The organism is Eubacterium sp. OM08-24 (genome assembly GCF_003438075.1).
Lineage (GTDB): Bacteria > Bacillota > Clostridia > Oscillospirales > Acutalibacteraceae > Ruminococcoides.
The window spans coordinates 392-16,113 of record NZ_QSTA01000007.1 but is presented as its reverse complement, the minus strand read 5'-3'; the positions used below and the strand labels follow the sequence as shown (position 1 = coordinate 16,113).

Genomic DNA, 15,722 nt, shown 5'->3' with positions numbered 1-15,722 from the left:
AAAATAGAGGAGGTTAAAATAATGGAGTGGATTCAAAATGTGTTTGCTGTATTAAAAACTATTGAAATTCGTGATATTATTGATATTCTTGCTATTGCTTTCATTATTTTCAGCCTTTTCAAGCTCGTAAAAGAAACTCGTGCAGCTCAGCTGTTAAAGGGCGTTGTTGCACTTCTTATTATATATTTGATTTCTTCACTCTTTGGACTAATGATGCTGACTTCTTTGCTGAGAACATTTTTTGAGGCGGCGGTTATATTGGTAGCAATAATATTTCAGCCTGAAATCAGAAAGTATCTTGAGCAGATGGGCAGAAATAATACTTACAAAAAGTATATTAAGCTGATAACTCATAGAGAAAAAAGTGACGAATGGAAACAGGCTGTTAAAAAGTCTATTATAGATGCTGCCGATACAGCATTGCTTTTCTCAAGATCTAAAACAGGCGCTTTGCTTGTTTTTGAAAGAGAAACAAAGCTGTCTGATATTGCGGCAACAGGCACGATAATTAATGCCGATACTTCTGTTGCATTGTTTGGAAATATATTTTTCAACAAAGCTCCGCTCCATGACGGTGCAAGCATAGTGCGAGATGGCAAGCTCTTTGCGGCGGGCTGTATTCTTCCTTTAACAGACAACAAGAATGTTGATATAAATTTGGGCACAAGACATAGAGCAGGACTTGGCATCAGTGAGCAGAGCGATGCCGTAGTTCTCATTGTCAGCGAGGAAACAGGTGTTATTTCTCTTGCTATCAACGGTGTTCTTTTGCGTAACTTTACACGAGATGAGCTCGTTGTCAAACTTGAGTCGCTGCTCCTTGAGAATTTTGATGATGATTCTATGGCTGCCGGTTTACTCCAAAAGATAAGGAGGAAGTCGGATGAAAAATAATAAAAGCAAAAGATCTAAATTTAAGGCTTTTTTACAAAGTACAAATTTTCTATTTATAATTTCAATAGTTATTTCGCTTGTAATATGGATTTATATGAGTATAAGTACAGGCAACGATACAAGTTTAACTATATCGGGTATACCTGTTCAGGTTGAATTGTCTGACGAGGCGGTAAATAACGGTTTGCAGGTTTTTTCGGGCAGCGATCATACCGCATCACTTACGGTTACAGGCAATAGGGCAGTGGTTGGTTCTTTGCAGCCATCTGACATTACGGTAAAAGCTACCGCAAATTATGTAGATTCAGCCGGGAATTACACATTGTATCTTAATGCCTCAAAGAATAACCCATACAGCGATTTCCAGATTTCGTCATCAATAAAACCGTCAACTATTGATGTTTTTATTGATTATCTCAGAGAAGAAACTTTTGATATTCAGGAAAATGTAGTTTATAAGGTAGATGACGGCTACTATGCGTCAACAACCTTGTCATCTAAAACTATTTATATTACAGGACCTCAGTCTGAGGTGTCTAAAATAGCAAAGGTTGTTGCAAGCGCTAATATTGACGGCACGCTTAATTCTTCACGAAAGGTTAATGCCGACATTATTTTGTACGATGCAGACGGAAAAGAGATAAATACAGATTTGCTCTCACTTGATTTCAAATCCGTTGAGGCGGCAATTTCTGTTCTTCCTGAAAAAGAAGTTAGCCTTAAACCGACATTTACAAATATGCCTTCAGGCTTGGAGATAACTGATGATATGATTTCTATTGAACCGTCATCAATACTCCTTGCCGGTACAGAAGATGTATTGAGCAAAACCGATTCTGTAAGTCTTGCTCCGATTGATTTCGCAACACTTACAAATAATAAATCGACATTTGACCTTGCCGTTGAAATTCCGACCGATTGCAAGAATATAAGCAATACTTCAACAGCAAAGGTAACGCTTGATTTGTCATCACTTTCGAGCAAAAAGCTGACTGTTGAGAAATTTATGGTACAGGGTCTTGCCTCAGGATATTCGGCGGAGGTTACGCAAAAAAATCTTGAGATTACAGTTTACGGCACAAGCAGCCAAATTGATTCTCTCAATGCTTCAGATATTACGGCGGTTATTGATATTTCCGAATCTGACGGTATGAAGGGTTCGGTTTCTATGCCTGTAACCTTTACAATTAATAATGCGTCCTCGTGTTGGGTGTCCGGCTCGTATAAAGCCAATCTTACAATTTCAGAATCATAAATTAAACCCGTAGTTAGCACTACGGGTTTTGATTTTGGTGTTTATTTATAGTTTAACAAATATAGTTTAGCTTAGTAAATTTAAAATTTAGGTCAACCCTTTTTAAAGGGTTGCAGGTTTCGGCAGAGCCCATAAAACATTAAAAACGCTAATTTGAAACATACATAAACAGTTATAATCAAAATAGTGTAATAACCAAACTTTAGATTAATCAAGATTTTAAGAAAAAACAAAAGTTAAGACTAATGAGTGGCATAGAGCGAGAAAGTTACGCTTGAGCAGTCTTAGAGAAAATATACTCTAAAGGCACAAAAGTTTTCGTGTGTGACTGATTTGCCCTTGAAAAGTGGCAAATTAGTAGTTTTAGTAGCGTGACTTTTCCTGTTTATTTTGCTTTCACATTTAATTTTGCTTTTGAATTTAAAGGCTTTCGCCGTTATGTCCAAGCCGCCAAAAGGCAAGCCGTCTGGCTATCAAGAATTTGCAATAAGTGAAAGATTTTGTGTGCGTTGCCCACCCCCACAACCTTTGAAAAGGTTGACTAAACTTTTATATTCGGGACGGAAAGTTTTGCTTTTTCTTTACTTTGTTGCCCGACCGATAATTTGATAAACCATAATTTACCCCAACTATTGACTAAAAACCTTTTTTAAATCTATACAGCTAAACTTTTGCATAAAATCCAAAAATAAAACCTCCGACATAAATCGGAGGTTTTAACTCTTTAGTTATCAGTCGATTTCAACCATAATCTTTTCTTCATAGCGGATAGCTGCACTACGAGCGATTGTGCGGATAGCCTTGGCAATTCTGCCCTGCTTACCGATAATTCTGCCCATATCGCTTTCTGCAACAGAAATGTGATATACGATTGTACCGTCTTCGTTTGGTTCATCGGCAGTAACCTTTACAGCAGTCGGATCATCTACAAGACCCTGTGCTATTACAGTAAGTAATTCCTGCATTTTGGTTTCCCTTTCGTTACCGATTATTCAATAATGCCGTTCTTCTTGAGAAGAGCCTTAACTGTGTCAGTTGGCTGAGCACCGTTAGCAATCCACTTCTTAACAGCCTCTGCATCTACATTGAACTCTGATGGCTTTTTAAGAATATCATATGTGCCGATTTCCTCGATGAAACGACCGTTTCTTGGATATCTTGAATCTGCTACTACTACTCTGTAAAAAGGTGCTTTCTTTGAACCCATTCTTCTAAGTCTGATTTTTACTGCCATTTTCTTTACCTCCGTAAATGTTATAAATCTATATTCACCAAATTGTATTTGGTTGAATGTGTGTTAATTTTTTGGAAGATTGCCCATCGGCATTCCGCCAAGACCGGGCAGTCTTTTCATTTTTCTCTTTTTGCCGCCCTTTGTGCCTTTTGTTTTATTTTTAATTTGTTTCATCATTTTTTGCATTTGCTCAAGCTGCTTTATAAGTCTGTTGACCTCTTCCACACTTCTGCCCGAACCTGCTGCAATTCTTCTTTTTCTTGACGGATTGAGCAGGGAAGGGTTAGACCTTTCTTCAGGAGTCATAGAAAGAATAATCGCCTGCGTCCAGTCAATCTGTCTGTCGTCTATATTAATGTTATCAAGCTGATTTGAAATACCCGGAATTTTAGCAAGAATACCCTTTAAAGGGCCCATCTTTTTAATCTGAGCAAACTGATCATTAAGATCATTAAAGTCAAACTTATTGCTCATCATTTTTTTTGCCATTTCTTCGGCTTTGTCCTGGTCAATCTTGTTTTGTGCATCCTCAATAAGAGTGAGCACATCGCCCATACCGAGAATACGGCTTGCCATTCTGTCAGGGTGGAATACTTCAATATCCTCTAACTTTTCGCCTGTACCGGCAAATTTAATCGGCTTGCCTGTTACCGCTTTTACAGAAAGCGCAGCACCGCCACGAGTATCGCCGTCAAGTTTTGTGAGAATAACGCCTGAAATCTCAAGTTTTTCATTAAATGACTTTGCAACATTAACGGCATCCTGACCTGTCATTGAGTCAATAACAAGCAAAATCTCATTTGGCTCAACCTCAGCCTTGACATTCTTCAGCTCGTCCATAAGCTCTTCGTCAATGTGCAAACGACCTGCTGTATCAAGAATTACAATATCGTTGCCGTAATCCTTAGCGTTTTTGATTGCCTCTTTTGCGGTCTTTACAGGGTTCTGTGTACCTCTTTCAAATACAGGCACTCCTGCCTTTGCACCTACAACCTTTAACTGGTCAATAGCGGCAGGTCTGTAAATATCACAAGCGACAAGCAACGGTCTGTGATTCTGATTTTTAAGCATTAGTGCAAGTTTTGCGGCGTGGGTGGTTTTACCTGAACCCTGCAAGCCGCAGAGCATAATTACTGTTGGTGGTTTAGATGCAAACTCAATTCTTGCATTGTCGCCGCCCATAAGTTCTGTAAGCTCTTCGTTTACAATTTTAACAACCATCTGACCCGGAGTAAGGCTTTCCATTACATCCTGTCCAACAGCTCTTTCTGTTATTTTTGCGGTAAGCTCTTTTGCTACCTTGTAGTTTACATCAGCCTCAAGCAGAGCAAGTCTGACTTCTCGCATAGCTTCCTTAACATCGTTCTCTGAAAGCTTACCTTTATTCTTTAATTTTTTGAAAGCATTACTTAGCTTTTCTGAAAGTCCTTCAAAAGCCATAAATACACTCCTTTATTCTTTGAGTGTGCCTGCCGTACGATTAATTTCGAGTGCAAGCTTTTTAATTGTGTCAACATCGGAATTGTTGTAAATCTGCTGCGAAAGTGCAACTATTTTATCAAGTCCGTTTTCAAGCTGAACAAATCTCTTAAAAAGTCCGAGCTTTTCTTCAAGCTCAAAAAGTTTTTCCTCGCTGCGTTTAATGCTGTCACGCACTCCCTGACGGGTAATGCCTGTTTGCGCAGCAATTTCGGCAAGCGACAAATCTTCATTGTAATACAGGTCAATCGCCTGTCTGCAATTCGGCTTGAGCAATTCACCGTAGAAATCAAAAAGTAAAGATACTTCTACATTTTTCTCCATAAATTAAATGCTCCTGCCCATGTAAAACTTTTCTTAGGTGTAAAGTTGTTTTCTTTACACCTGCAATATTATATACCATATACTCCTCTTTGTCAAGTTATAATCAAATATTTACACTAACAAAAGTGAAAAATTACAAATAACATATATAATCAAACTTATATATTCGTTAAAATTCACAAAATTTAATTTTTTAGTAAAAAAAACTATATTTAATAAGTTTTTTCATCAATATTGTGTTATAATTTAAATATAAATTTTGTTTATCAAGGGTTTGATTTTACGGAACAAATAATCAGTATTGACAGAATGGAAAATGCCGTTGCTCTTTTTGGCAGTTTTGACGAAAACATTAAACTGATTGAAAAGGAATTTGCGGTAAAGGTTGTCTGTCGTGACAGTGAATTAAAAATAGACGGTGAGGCTGAAAATGTATCTAAAGCCGGCAAGGTGATAGACAGTCTTTTGCAGCTCATCAACAGAGGAGAGGCGCTTTCTGACCAGAATGTCCGCTATTGTATTTCGCTTGTCAATGAGGGCAGTGAAGACAAGATTGAACAGCTTGCAGGCGACTGCATCTGTATTACTTCCAAGGGCAAGCCGATTAAACCGAAAACCATCGGACAAAAAAAGTATTGCAACACCATTGCCGACAACACAATAACCATTGGTGTCGGCCCTGCCGGTACAGGTAAAACATACCTTGCGGTGGCTATGGCTGTTACAGCTTTTCGCAGTAAGATTGTGAACCGTATAATTCTTACACGACCGGCGGTTGAGGCAGGCGAAAAGCTCGGATTTTTGCCGGGCGATTTGCAGAGCAAGGTTGACCCGTATCTTCGCCCTTTGTATGATGCATTGTTTGATATGCTCGGTGCCGAAACCTATCAAAAGTATGTTGAGCGAGGCAATATTGAGGTTGCGCCGCTTGCGTATATGCGAGGCAGAACTCTTGATGACAGCTTTATAATTCTTGACGAGGCGCAGAATACCACCTGCGAGCAGATGAAAATGTTTTTAACCCGACTGGGATTTAATTCCAAAATGGTTATTACAGGTGATATTACACAGATTGACCTGCCAAGGGGCGCTAAAAGCGGTCTTAAAGATTGTATGAGAATTTTAAGGAACATAGACGGCATTGGCTTATGCCGATTTGACGAAAAAGATGTTGTGCGCCATAAGCTTGTTCAGGATATTATTAAAGCCTATGCAAAATACGAAAACACGAGAGATCGTGACTGAACAAGGACTTAATTTATTTTATATAAACTTAAAAATAATACGGAAGGATTTGAGCAAAATGCCAGATAACAAAATCAGAGTAGTAATCACAAACAAACAAAAAGCTGTTAAAATTCCAACAGGTATCCGAATGCTTGTCAGACGCTGCTGCAATGCCGTATTAAAACTTGAGAAATTTGAAGGCCCGGCTGAGATTAGCGTAACATTTGTTGACAATGCGCAGATTAAGGAGCTTAACAAGCAGTACAGAGATAAGGATATTGAAACAGATGTGCTTTCTTTCCCAATGGGCGAAAACGGTGTGTATGACAGGGATATTGAAACAGGAGCACAGATTCTCGGTGATGTTGTAATTTCTATGGAAAAAGCAAGAGATCAGGCCGAGCTTTACGGACATAGCTTTCAGCGTGAGGTTGGTTACCTTACAGCGCACAGCGTACTTCATTTGCTTGGCTATGACCATATTGATAATATGGAGAGAGTTCGTATGCGTGAGAAAGAGGAGCTTATTATGGAACAGCTCGGACTTCCAGCATCTTCAAGCTACATAGTTGATGACGATATGGCTTGATTAAACTATGAAGAAACAGATTTTCGGTTTTAAATGTGCGTTTAAAGGAATTATAAGAACAATAAACAGCGAGTCGCATATGAGATTTCATATTGTGGCAGGAATTTATGTTATGCTGTTTTCAATGTTTTATTCCTTTTCGCCTACGCAATACGCTGTACTTGTTTTGCTGATAACTTCGGTTATGGCACTTGAAACGGTCAATACCTGCGTAGAGGATTTGTGCGGTCTTGTTGCCGACAGATACGAACCTCTTGTTAAGTTTGCCAAGGATGCGGCTGCCGGAGCAGTGCTTACAGTTGCGTTGGGTGCGGCAGTGATTGCGTGTATATTTTTTCTTGATTTTAATGTAATTAACACTATATTTACCTTTTTTGCCGAAAATTTGCTTTACCTTATATTTCTTTTGATTTCTGCGGTGATTTCAGCATTTTTTGTTGTGCTTGGTCCTGTGGGAATTAAAGAAAAATTTATAAAATTAAAAAACAGACATTTAACAAAGGGGTAATGCATTGCGCTTGCCCCTAATTTTTTAAAACGGAGAAATTTATGAATACTAATGATAAATCAGCTTTTATAGCAATAGTCGGCAGACCGAATGTTGGTAAAAGCTCAATATTAAACAGACTTTTAGGCACAAAGATTGCCATTGTGTCAAGCAAGCCACAGACCACAAGAAACCGTATTACGGGTGTGCTTACAGAGGGTGAGTATCAGCTTGTTTTCTTTGATACTCCGGGTATGCACAAGCCGAAAAACTCACTCGGCAAGTATATGGTACGCTCTGTAAACGAGTCGGTCGGCGGTGTGGACTGCTGTATGCTTGTTGTTGAGGCAGACAAAAGTCCGGTACAAACCGAGCTTGACTTTATCGACAAATTCAAGGCTCTCGGTATGCCCGCAATCCTTGTTATCAATAAAATTGATATGATTAAGGATAAAGAAATTCTTATGAAGCAAATTCTTGAATACAGCAAGCTATACGATTTTGAGGCTATTGTTCCTGTCAGCGCAAGTGACGGCAACGGTATGAACGAATTGCTTGAAGAGCTTAAAAAGCAGGCAAGCGAGGGAGGCCATTTCTTTGAAGACGATACCCTTACAGACCAGCCCGAAAGAGTTATTGCCTCTGAAATTATCAGAGAGAAAATTTTAAGACTTTGCAATGCCGAAATTCCGCATGGTACAGCCGTTGTTATTGAAAAAATGAAAACAAGAGATAACGGCATACTCGACATTGACGCTACAATTTTCTGCGAAAAAGAGTCGCATAAGCGTATTCTTATCGGCAAAAACGGTGCAATGCTAAAGAAAATCAGCACATTTGCAAGACAGGATATGGAAAGATTTTTTGATTGCAAGGTGTTTTTGCAGGTGTGGATAAAGGTAAAAGAGGATTGGAGAAACCGTGCGCAGCTTTTGCAGAACTTTGGCTTTGACGAAAGTAATTTTGACTGATGAGCATATATATAAAATTAGCGGATTTTGCAGATTGCCAAAAAATTTGTGATATGCAAAGAATAGCTTTTTATGATATTTTAACAAGGTATCGTGATTATGATACAAACCCTGCTTGTGAAACGGTAGAAGTAATACAGAATAAATTTCGGCAACCTTTTACAAAATATTATTTTATTATGAAAGATGAAGAAATAATAGGTGCTGTAAGGATTGTTGAAATTGATAAAAGCACAAGGCGAATTTCACCTTTGTTTATACTTCCGCAATTTCAAAATTACGGTTATGCACAGCTTGCTATGAAGTGCATTGAGGAAGCTTATAAAAATATCAGTTGCTTTACACTTGATACCATAAAGCAAGAGAAAAAATTGTGCTATTTATATGAAAAGCTCGGATATTTGAGAACAGGCAAAGAAGAACAGCTGCATGATAATATGACTATTGTTTTTTATGAGAAAAAATTCCAAAAAACACAGTTGTAATAATTTTCATAATATAAATTCGTTCATTTGTGAAACACTACAATCGGAGGTGTTTTTTATGGATGAATGGTATATGTGGAATGCATTTTTTACAACAGGCAATGTACTCGATTATTTAAGGTATAAAAGTATTCAGGATACCAAGGATTTGGGCGCAGATACGATTCTGAGGGAGGAAACCGATGAAATTCCGGACGATGGGACTGATAGTGAAAGAGCAAAGTATAGGTGAACAGGATAAACTTGTTTATGCTCTGACCGCAACAAACGGTATTATCAAGGCTTTTGTTCGTGGTGCAAAAAATATCAAAAACCAAAAGTGTGCGGCAACCTCCTTGCTCACATACTCCCGACTTACCGTATATAAAGGTCGGGAGAGCTACATAATCGGAGATGCAATTCCCGAAAGGATTTTTTCTAAACTTAGGGGCGATGTAGTAAAAACCTGCCTTGCGCAGTATTTTTGCGAACTCGCAATTACAATTTGCCCTCGTGAGCAAAATGCCGAAGAATTTTTGAAATTGATTTTAAATTCCCTTTATCTTTTATCTGAAAACAAGCGCTCGGCTAAGCTGATAAAGCCATGTCTTGAAATGCGCCTTGCAAGCCTTGCAGGATATATGCCTGACCTGAGAATGTGCAGGGTGTGCGGTGAATATTCGTGCGACAATATGCTGTTTTTACCCAAAAGCGGAGCAATAGAGTGTGCCGAGTGTCACCACGAAAACGGCGAAATGAAGATTTTACTTAATCCGTCATCTCTTACGGCTTTAAGGCATACGATATATGCCGATGATAATAAACTGTTTTCATTTGCTTTGCCCGAAAGCGACCTTGATGTGCTTAACGAGGCAAGCGAAAATTATTTGAAATATATGTTTGAAAAGGATTTTTCAACGCTTAATTTTTATAAAACTATAAGTTAAATTTAGGTATGATTATATGAACAGACATTACAAAACTCTTGAACTCGACAAGATTTTAAAGCTGCTTGCGGATCAAACGAGTATTGATGATGCCAAGGAAATGGCTTTGTCGCTTGAACCGCAGTTTGAACTTGAAAAAGTTAAAAAATTGCTAAAACAAACAGATGACGCAGTTGTTTTAAGCGGAAAATACGGCACACCGTCCTTTGGCGGTGCTAAAAATTGTGCCAATGCCTTGCGCAGAGCAGAGGCAGGCGGCTGCCTTTCAACAGGCGAGCTTTTGCAGATTGCCGAAACTTTGAGAATTATCCGTTCTGTAAAGGAATGGCACTCAAAATTTGCATCAACCGAAACCACACTTGACGGATATTTCAGCGGTCTTGTATCAAATAAATTTCTTGAAGAGAAAATTACAACCGCTATTATAAGCGAGGACGAAATTTCCGATAAAGCAAGCTCAACCCTTGCGGATATACGCAGAAAAATCCGAACAGCCTCATCAAAGGCAAGAGAAGTGCTCGATAAAATTATTCACAGCACGCAGTATCTCAAGTATTTGCAGGACGCTATCGTAACTCAGCGTGACGGCAGATATGTTGTGCCTGTAAGAAGTGAGTGCAGGGGCAGTGTTCCCGGTCTTGTGCATGATACCTCGGCAAGCGGTGCTACGGTATTTATTGAGCCGATGGGCGTTGTGCAGGCAAATAATGATATAAAACTTTTGCGTTCAAAGGAAGATGACGAAATCGAAAGAATTTTGTTTGAACTTTCGGCGAATGCAGGAGATTTTGCAGACGCAATTATAGCAAGTTATAAAAATCTCGCTATTCTTAATTTTGTATTTGCAAAGGCAAACCTTGCGTATAATATGAGAGCCTCAATGCCGATTATGAATGACAGAGGTATTGTAGATTTAAAGCAGGCAAGACACCCGATTATAGATAAAGATAAGGTCGTGCCTGTTGATATTGTTCTCGGAAAGAATTTTGATACACTTGTAATCACAGGCCCTAATACAGGCGGTAAGACCGTAACATTAAAAACTCTCGGTTTGCTCACACTTATGGCTATGTGCGGACTTCTTGTGCCGTGCACAGACAACAGCGAGCTTTCGGTATTCCGCAGAGTGCTTGTAGATATAGGCGATGAGCAGAGTATTGAGCAGTCGCTGTCAACATTCTCGGCGCATATGACAAATATTATTCAGATTATAAAAATCGCAAATGCAGGCTCGCTTGTGCTGATAGATGAGCTTGGCGCAGGTACAGACCCTGTTGAGGGTGCGGCGCTTGCAATTGCTATTCTTGAAAAACTCAGGGATAAACACGCAAAAATTGCGAGCACTACTCACTATGCAGAGCTTAAGGAATATGCTTTGCGTACAGAGGGCGTAGAAAACGCTTGTTGTGAATTTGATGTTACAACATTAAGACCGACATACAGACTTTTAATCGGCGTTCCCGGTAAGAGTAATGCTTTTGCAATCACAAAAAGGCTCGGTATGGACGATGAAATTGTTGAGAGGGCAAAGGAGCTTGTTTCAAGCGAAAGCCGACAGTTTGAAGATGTAGTCGGAACACTTGAAAAACGCAGACAAAGCCTTGAAAAGCAGATAGAAAACGCAAACCGACTTACCGCAAAGGCTAATACCGAAAAGCAAAAGGCTGAAAATGAAATTCGCAGAGCAAAAGAAAATGCTGAGCGAGAAATTGAGAGAGCAAAGCAGGAGGCTCAGCGTATTATTTCAAGAACGAGGGCGCAGGCTGACGCTTTGGTGGAAGAACTTGATAAGGCGAGAAAAGCAAAGGATATGTCTGCCGAGGCTCGAGCAAAGCTCAAGAAAAACCTCAATACAATGGAAACAAATGCCGACCCGGTTGTTAAGAAACAGGCGGAGGGCGAAAAATACAAATTGCCAAGACCGCTCAAGGTGGGCGACAGTGTGCTTATTTTTGACATTGACAAAAACGCGACCGTACTTGCGCCGCCGACAAAGGACGGAATGGTACTTGTGCAGGCAGGCATTATAAAAACAAGAGTTAAGATTGATAATCTCAGACTTATAAAAGAGAAAAAGCAACAGCCGCCGCAGTATTCGGCAAAGAGAAATGTGCATAGTACGCTTGATGTGCGCCCGACTACCGAGGTAGATGTTCGTGGCGAAACTGCCTTTGACGCAATTATGATTGTTGACAAGGCAATCGACAATGCCGTACTTATGAATATTAATCAGCTTACTATTATCCATGGAAAAGGTACAGGCGTACTGAGAAGAGAAATTCAATCATTCCTGAGAACTCACAAGGCAGTTAAAAGTTTTAGACTCGGCGTTTTTGGCGAGGGCGAAAGCGGCGTAACTATTGTGGAGTTGAAATAAATTGTAGATTTGGGTTTATCGGTCGGGCAACAAAGTGAGGTAAATGCTAAACTTTTCGCCATGAATTAAAAAGTTTGGTCAACCCTTTAAAAAGGGTTGACCTAAATTTTAAATTTTTCTAAAACTAAAATTTGTGAGTTAAACCGCAAATTCCAACGCACTTCAGCTTGTTGTGCGTTTTGTAAAATTTGTCAATAAAAAGAATATATTTAGGTGTTGACGATTTAGACTTTATCTGCTATAATACTTTAGGTTTAAGATTATATAAACTTGTAATACGGACGAGTGTATCTACAAACTGCCTTAAACAGTTTTGCTATAATCTCCTTGGTAGGGGTATAGTATTATTGTTTAGTGGTGGTTTTTTTATTTGCCTTTACAATTTATTTAAAGATGAATAAAGGAGTAAATTTATGAAAAATTATGATGTTATTATAGTTGGTGCAGGTCCCGGCGGTATATTTTCAGCGTATGAATTGGTAACAAATAATTCTGAGCTAAAGGTAGCTGTTTTTGAAGAAGGACATTTGCTTGAAAAAAGAAAATGTCCGATAGACGGTGATAAGGTAAAAAAGTGCATCTCTTGCAAAACCTGTTCTATTATGAGCGGTTTTGGCGGTGCAGGTGCTTTTTCTGACGGTAAGTACAATATCACAAATGATTTTGGCGGTACTTTATATGAATATATCGGCAAGAAAAAGGCCATTGAGCTTATGCACTATGTTGATAAAATAAATATGGAATACGGCGGCGAGGGCACAAAGCTCTATTCAACCGCAGGCTCAGGCTTTAAGAAGATTTGCTTGCAGAATAAGCTGAATTTACTCGACGCTTCTGTTCGTCACCTCGGCACTGATATAAATTATATTGTGCTCAACAACCTATACAATTTCTTAAAGGACAAGGTGGACTTCTATTTTGACACTCCTGTCACCAATATTGAATTGCTCGGCGAAAATGACGAGGGTTACATTGTGGATACATCAAACGAGAACTACGAGTGTAAAAAGTGTGTAGTATCTGTTGGCCGCAGTGGCAGTAAGTGGATGGAAAAGGTTTGCAGCGACCTTAAAATTCCTACAAAGTCAAATCGTGTAGACATAGGTGTTCGTGTTGAACTTCCTGCCGTTATTTTCTCAAATCTTACAGATGAACTTTACGAAAGTAAAATTGTATATCGCACCGAACAGTTTGAGGACAATGTGCGCACATTCTGTATGAATCCAAAGGGCAGTGTTGTTACAGAGAACACAAATGGAATTATCACTGTAAACGGTCATAGCTATGAGGATAAAGAAAAGCAGACAGAAAATACAAACTTCGCTTTATTGGTTAGCAAGCATTTTTCAGAGCCGTTCAAAGACAGCAACGGTTACGGAGAAAGCATTGCACGACTCAGCAATATGCTCGGCGGCGGTGTTATTGTTCAGCGCTTTGGCGATTTAATCAGAGGTCGCCGCAGTAATCCAAAGAGAATAGAAGAGGGTCTTGTTGTGCCTACTTTATCGGCAACTCCGGGCGATCTCAGCCTTGTTTTGCCTAAGCGTATCCTTGACGGCATTATCGAAATGATTTATGCATTAGACAATATTGCCCCCGGTACAGCTAACGATGACACATTGCTCTATGGCGTTGAGGTTAAATTCTATAATATGGAGGTTGAGGTGGACGATCACCTCGAATCACTGCATAAAGGTCTTTACATTATCGGCGACGGCAGTGGTGTGACTCATTCATTATCACACGCAAGTGCAAGCGGTGTGTTTGTTGCAAGAGAAATTCTTGAAAAATAATTACAGCTTTCAGTTTAAATAGTTTTTATACAGAAAATCGACTGATAAAAGGAATTATACCTTTGTCAGTCGATTTTTCTATATCGGAATTATAACAAAAATATAAAATAAAAAGTGCCGATAAAATCGACACTTTTGTGGAGCGAATCACATACAAGTTACGAACTTGTTCTCTTTCTAAAAACATTATATATGAATTGTTATTAAATTTCAATGGTAGTATGGAAAATTTTCAAATTTGCTGATATAATTAGAAACAGATAAATAGTAATTTTTAGAGGAGATGCTTATGTTTAATATAAAATGGATAGGAATAATAAAAGATGAAGATATACAAAAATATCAAAAAGGAAAATTAGATAGTAAAGCAGAAAAAATGAAAATGCCTAAATCATCTAAAGAACAAATGATAAAGGCTTTACCTTTTTTAATTCCAGTAATAATAGTAATGTTTTTAGCTATGTTTATTAAAACATACATAGCTAAAGATATTGTAATAAAAGGATGGGCAATTTTTATAGGATTATTCATAGGATTTGTTTTATTGTTTGTACATGAATTTTTACATGCAATTGTGTATCCTAAAAAAGTAACTAAATATATAGGGATTGTTAAGCCTTTTACTGCTGTTGCATTAGCTTCATATCCATTATCTAAGAAAAGATTTATACTAATGTGTCTACTTCCATATATTTTAGGAATAATTCCTTTTATATGTTTTATAATATCACCTTCAAATAATTTGATTTTGAATGCAATATTATGGGGAATGGCATTTTTAGGAATGGCAAGTCCATATCCTGATGCGTATAATGTGTATCAAGTAATAAAACAAGTACCAAAAGGTAAAAAAGTACAATTTTATGAAGATGATACATATTATATTTAGAAATTACAAGTTATAAGTGAAGTAAACCAAAGGTGTGTGTATTTTTTATAAATTATATTATACAATTATTCTTGAAAGAAGGGATAAAAATATCGCCGATGTGTTTTGCTGAATTTCTTTTGTTCTTCCTTTCTCACACTTTCAAATGCCCAGTTTACCTGACGAATCCAATGATACTTGTCTACGATCTGCTTTGAGTTCTTAAACCACGCCGTTGCGATGTTAGCAAAAGGTTTCCACATATCACTGACAAAATATTTGACATTTTCACGCTCTGATTTGCTGAATTTTGCAAAATATTTGGTAAGACATACTTCTGTTCGTGCAGGAAGTATATCAAGCACGACCTTTTTAACAGGATCAGTTATTATACATTGATACTTTTCGCCGCCTGTATTACCCTTGAATTCATCTATTGACAACGCTGACGGCAAGTTTTTATGACCGTAATCAACAACACCAAAAACTCTGATAATTGTGTTCACAGAAAGGTTCATTTCTCTGGCAATACTTGTGTAAGTGACAACATCTCTCAGCTTATCGATGATATACGCCGAGAGTCTGTTTGTCATTCGGTGATAGCGTGGCAGAAATTTATTCTTTTCGGCAAACCTTTTACCTATCAACAACACCAAAAACTCTGATAATTGTGTTCACAGAAAGGTTCATTTCTCTGGCAACGCTTGTGTATGTGACAACATCTCTCAGCTTATCGATGATATACGCCGAGAGCCTGTTTGTCATTCGGTGATAGCGTGGCAGAAATTTATTCTTTTCGGCAAACCTTTTACC

The 15,722-nt window shown here is 38.3% G+C and carries 17 protein-coding genes and 1 riboswitch; of the genes, 12 read left to right on the top strand and 5 right to left on the bottom strand.

The genetic code is table 11. The features are described from left to right. Window positions 1-21: 21 nt before the first annotated feature. Window positions 22-894 (top strand): diadenylate cyclase CdaA, encoded by an 873-nt coding sequence (cdaA, locus tag DXC23_RS09580; protein ID WP_117705894.1) that lies wholly within the window; start codon window positions 22-24, stop codon window positions 892-894. Next, entirely contained in the window at window positions 884-2,149 is a 1,266-nt protein-coding gene (locus tag DXC23_RS09575) for a CdaR family protein (protein ID WP_117705893.1), read from the top strand. Before cdaA ends, DXC23_RS09575 begins: the two co-directional genes overlap by 11 nt. 731 nt (window positions 2,150-2,880) lie before the next feature. Here the strand turns inward: DXC23_RS09575 and DXC23_RS09570 are convergent. The 4 genes from DXC23_RS09570 to ylxM all read right to left on the bottom strand — a co-directional run bounded on the left by DXC23_RS09570 (window position 2,881) and on the right by ylxM (window position 5,186). Continuing rightward, window positions 2,881-3,114: a KH domain-containing protein gene (locus DXC23_RS09570; protein ID WP_117705891.1), complete on the bottom strand. Its 234-nt coding sequence runs from the start codon at window positions 3,112-3,114 to the stop codon at window positions 2,881-2,883. Window positions 3,115-3,137: 23 nt separating this feature from the next. Next, window positions 3,138-3,383, bottom strand: coding sequence for a 30S ribosomal protein S16 (rpsP, locus tag DXC23_RS09565; RefSeq protein ID WP_022235347.1), 246 nt, complete (start codon window positions 3,381-3,383; stop codon window positions 3,138-3,140). Window positions 3,384-3,446: 63 nt separating this feature from the next. After that, a complete protein-coding gene (ffh, locus tag DXC23_RS09560; protein WP_117705889.1) occupies window positions 3,447-4,823 on the bottom strand; it encodes a signal recognition particle protein in 1,377 nt (458 codons plus the stop codon). Window positions 4,824-4,835: 12 nt separating this feature from the next. Next, complete coding sequence (gene ylxM, locus DXC23_RS09555) at window positions 4,836-5,186, bottom strand: YlxM family DNA-binding protein (RefSeq protein ID WP_117705887.1); 351 nt, start codon at window positions 5,184-5,186, stop codon at window positions 4,836-4,838. 309 nt (window positions 5,187-5,495) lie between these two features. Between ylxM and DXC23_RS09550 the strand changes: the two genes are divergently transcribed. The 10 genes from DXC23_RS09550 to DXC23_RS09510 all read left to right on the top strand — a co-directional run bounded on the left by DXC23_RS09550 (window position 5,496) and on the right by DXC23_RS09510 (window position 14,930). Beyond that, a complete protein-coding gene (locus DXC23_RS09550) occupies window positions 5,496-6,431 on the top strand; it encodes a PhoH family protein (protein WP_117705885.1) in 936 nt (311 codons plus the stop codon). A 58-nt stretch (window positions 6,432-6,489) separates the two neighbouring features. Then, a complete protein-coding gene (gene ybeY, locus DXC23_RS09545; protein WP_117705884.1) occupies window positions 6,490-7,002 on the top strand; it encodes an rRNA maturation RNase YbeY in 513 nt (170 codons plus the stop codon). Between the two features lie 7 nt (window positions 7,003-7,009). Next, a complete protein-coding gene (locus DXC23_RS09540) occupies window positions 7,010-7,510 on the top strand; it encodes a diacylglycerol kinase family protein (protein WP_022235352.1) in 501 nt (166 codons plus the stop codon). Window positions 7,511-7,551: 41 nt separating this feature from the next. Beyond that, window positions 7,552-8,460, top strand: a complete 909-nt coding sequence (gene era / locus DXC23_RS09535) for a GTPase Era (protein ID WP_117705882.1) — start codon at window positions 7,552-7,554, stop codon at window positions 8,458-8,460. Then, window positions 8,460-8,945 (top strand): GNAT family N-acetyltransferase, encoded by a 486-nt coding sequence (locus DXC23_RS09530; protein ID WP_117705881.1) that lies wholly within the window; start codon window positions 8,460-8,462, stop codon window positions 8,943-8,945. The genes era and DXC23_RS09530 overlap by 1 nt, the downstream gene beginning before the upstream one ends. A gap of 58 nt (window positions 8,946-9,003) precedes the next feature. Continuing rightward, the gene (locus tag DXC23_RS12460; RefSeq protein ID WP_158552556.1) at window positions 9,004-9,177 is read left to right on the top strand and encodes a hypothetical protein; all 174 of its coding nucleotides are present in this window, start codon (window positions 9,004-9,006) and stop codon (window positions 9,175-9,177) included. Continuing rightward, on the top strand, window positions 9,128-9,871 hold the full coding sequence (gene recO, locus DXC23_RS09525; RefSeq protein WP_117705879.1) for a DNA repair protein RecO: 744 nt from the start codon (window positions 9,128-9,130) through the stop codon (window positions 9,869-9,871). Before DXC23_RS12460 ends, recO begins: the two co-directional genes overlap by 50 nt. A gap of 16 nt (window positions 9,872-9,887) precedes the next feature. After that, window positions 9,888-12,248, top strand: a complete 2,361-nt coding sequence (locus DXC23_RS09520) for an endonuclease MutS2 (RefSeq protein WP_117705878.1) — start codon at window positions 9,888-9,890, stop codon at window positions 12,246-12,248. Between the two features lie 240 nt (window positions 12,249-12,488). Then, a riboswitch (purine riboswitch) is annotated at window positions 12,489-12,587 on the top strand. 74 nt (window positions 12,588-12,661) lie between these two features. Further along, window positions 12,662-14,041, top strand: coding sequence for an NAD(P)/FAD-dependent oxidoreductase (locus DXC23_RS09515; protein ID WP_117705876.1), 1,380 nt, complete (start codon window positions 12,662-12,664; stop codon window positions 14,039-14,041). Between the two features lie 289 nt (window positions 14,042-14,330). Further along, the gene (locus DXC23_RS09510) at window positions 14,331-14,930 is read left to right on the top strand and encodes a DUF3267 domain-containing protein (RefSeq protein WP_158552554.1); all 600 of its coding nucleotides are present in this window, start codon (window positions 14,331-14,333) and stop codon (window positions 14,928-14,930) included. A gap of 65 nt (window positions 14,931-14,995) precedes the next feature. On the opposite strand, the gene DXC23_RS09505 is transcribed toward DXC23_RS09510, so the two are convergent. Beyond that, on the bottom strand, window positions 14,996-15,556 hold the full coding sequence (locus DXC23_RS09505; protein ID WP_147329137.1) for a transposase: 561 nt from the start codon (window positions 15,554-15,556) through the stop codon (window positions 14,996-14,998). Window positions 15,557-15,722: the final 166 nt, after the last annotated feature.

What these genes read in the sequence shown, in the direction of transcription:
- DXC23_RS09540 (WP_022235352.1), top strand. Translation starts at nt 7,010, where the DNA reads ATGAAGAAACAGATTTTCGGTTTTAAATGTGCGTTTAAAGGAATTATA.
- ybeY (WP_117705884.1), top strand. Translation starts at nt 6,490, where the DNA reads ATGCCAGATAACAAAATCAGAGTAGTAATCACAAACAAACAAAAAGCT.
- ffh (WP_117705889.1), bottom strand. Translation starts at nt 4,823, where the DNA reads ATGGCTTTTGAAGGACTTTCAGAAAAGCTAAGTAATGCTTTCAAAAAA.
- DXC23_RS09570 (WP_117705891.1), bottom strand. Translation starts at nt 3,114, where the DNA reads ATGCAGGAATTACTTACTGTAATAGCACAGGGTCTTGTAGATGATCCG.
- DXC23_RS09510 (WP_158552554.1), top strand. Translation starts at nt 14,331, where the DNA reads ATGTTTAATATAAAATGGATAGGAATAATAAAAGATGAAGATATACAA.
- recO (WP_117705879.1), top strand. Translation starts at nt 9,128, where the DNA reads ATGAAATTCCGGACGATGGGACTGATAGTGAAAGAGCAAAGTATAGGT.
- DXC23_RS09515 (WP_117705876.1), top strand. Translation starts at nt 12,662, where the DNA reads ATGAAAAATTATGATGTTATTATAGTTGGTGCAGGTCCCGGCGGTATA.
- cdaA (WP_117705894.1), top strand. Translation starts at nt 22, where the DNA reads ATGGAGTGGATTCAAAATGTGTTTGCTGTATTAAAAACTATTGAAATT.
- DXC23_RS09575 (WP_117705893.1), top strand. Translation starts at nt 884, where the DNA reads ATGAAAAATAATAAAAGCAAAAGATCTAAATTTAAGGCTTTTTTACAA.
- DXC23_RS09520 (WP_117705878.1), top strand. Translation starts at nt 9,888, where the DNA reads ATGAACAGACATTACAAAACTCTTGAACTCGACAAGATTTTAAAGCTG.
- DXC23_RS09530 (WP_117705881.1), top strand. Translation starts at nt 8,460, where the DNA reads ATGAGCATATATATAAAATTAGCGGATTTTGCAGATTGCCAAAAAATT.
- ylxM (WP_117705887.1), bottom strand. Translation starts at nt 5,186, where the DNA reads ATGGAGAAAAATGTAGAAGTATCTTTACTTTTTGATTTCTACGGTGAA.
- DXC23_RS09550 (WP_117705885.1), top strand. Translation starts at nt 5,496, where the DNA reads ATGGAAAATGCCGTTGCTCTTTTTGGCAGTTTTGACGAAAACATTAAA.
- era (WP_117705882.1), top strand. Translation starts at nt 7,552, where the DNA reads ATGAATACTAATGATAAATCAGCTTTTATAGCAATAGTCGGCAGACCG.
- DXC23_RS12460 (WP_158552556.1), top strand. Translation starts at nt 9,004, where the DNA reads ATGGATGAATGGTATATGTGGAATGCATTTTTTACAACAGGCAATGTA.
- rpsP (WP_022235347.1), bottom strand. Translation starts at nt 3,383, where the DNA reads ATGGCAGTAAAAATCAGACTTAGAAGAATGGGTTCAAAGAAAGCACCT.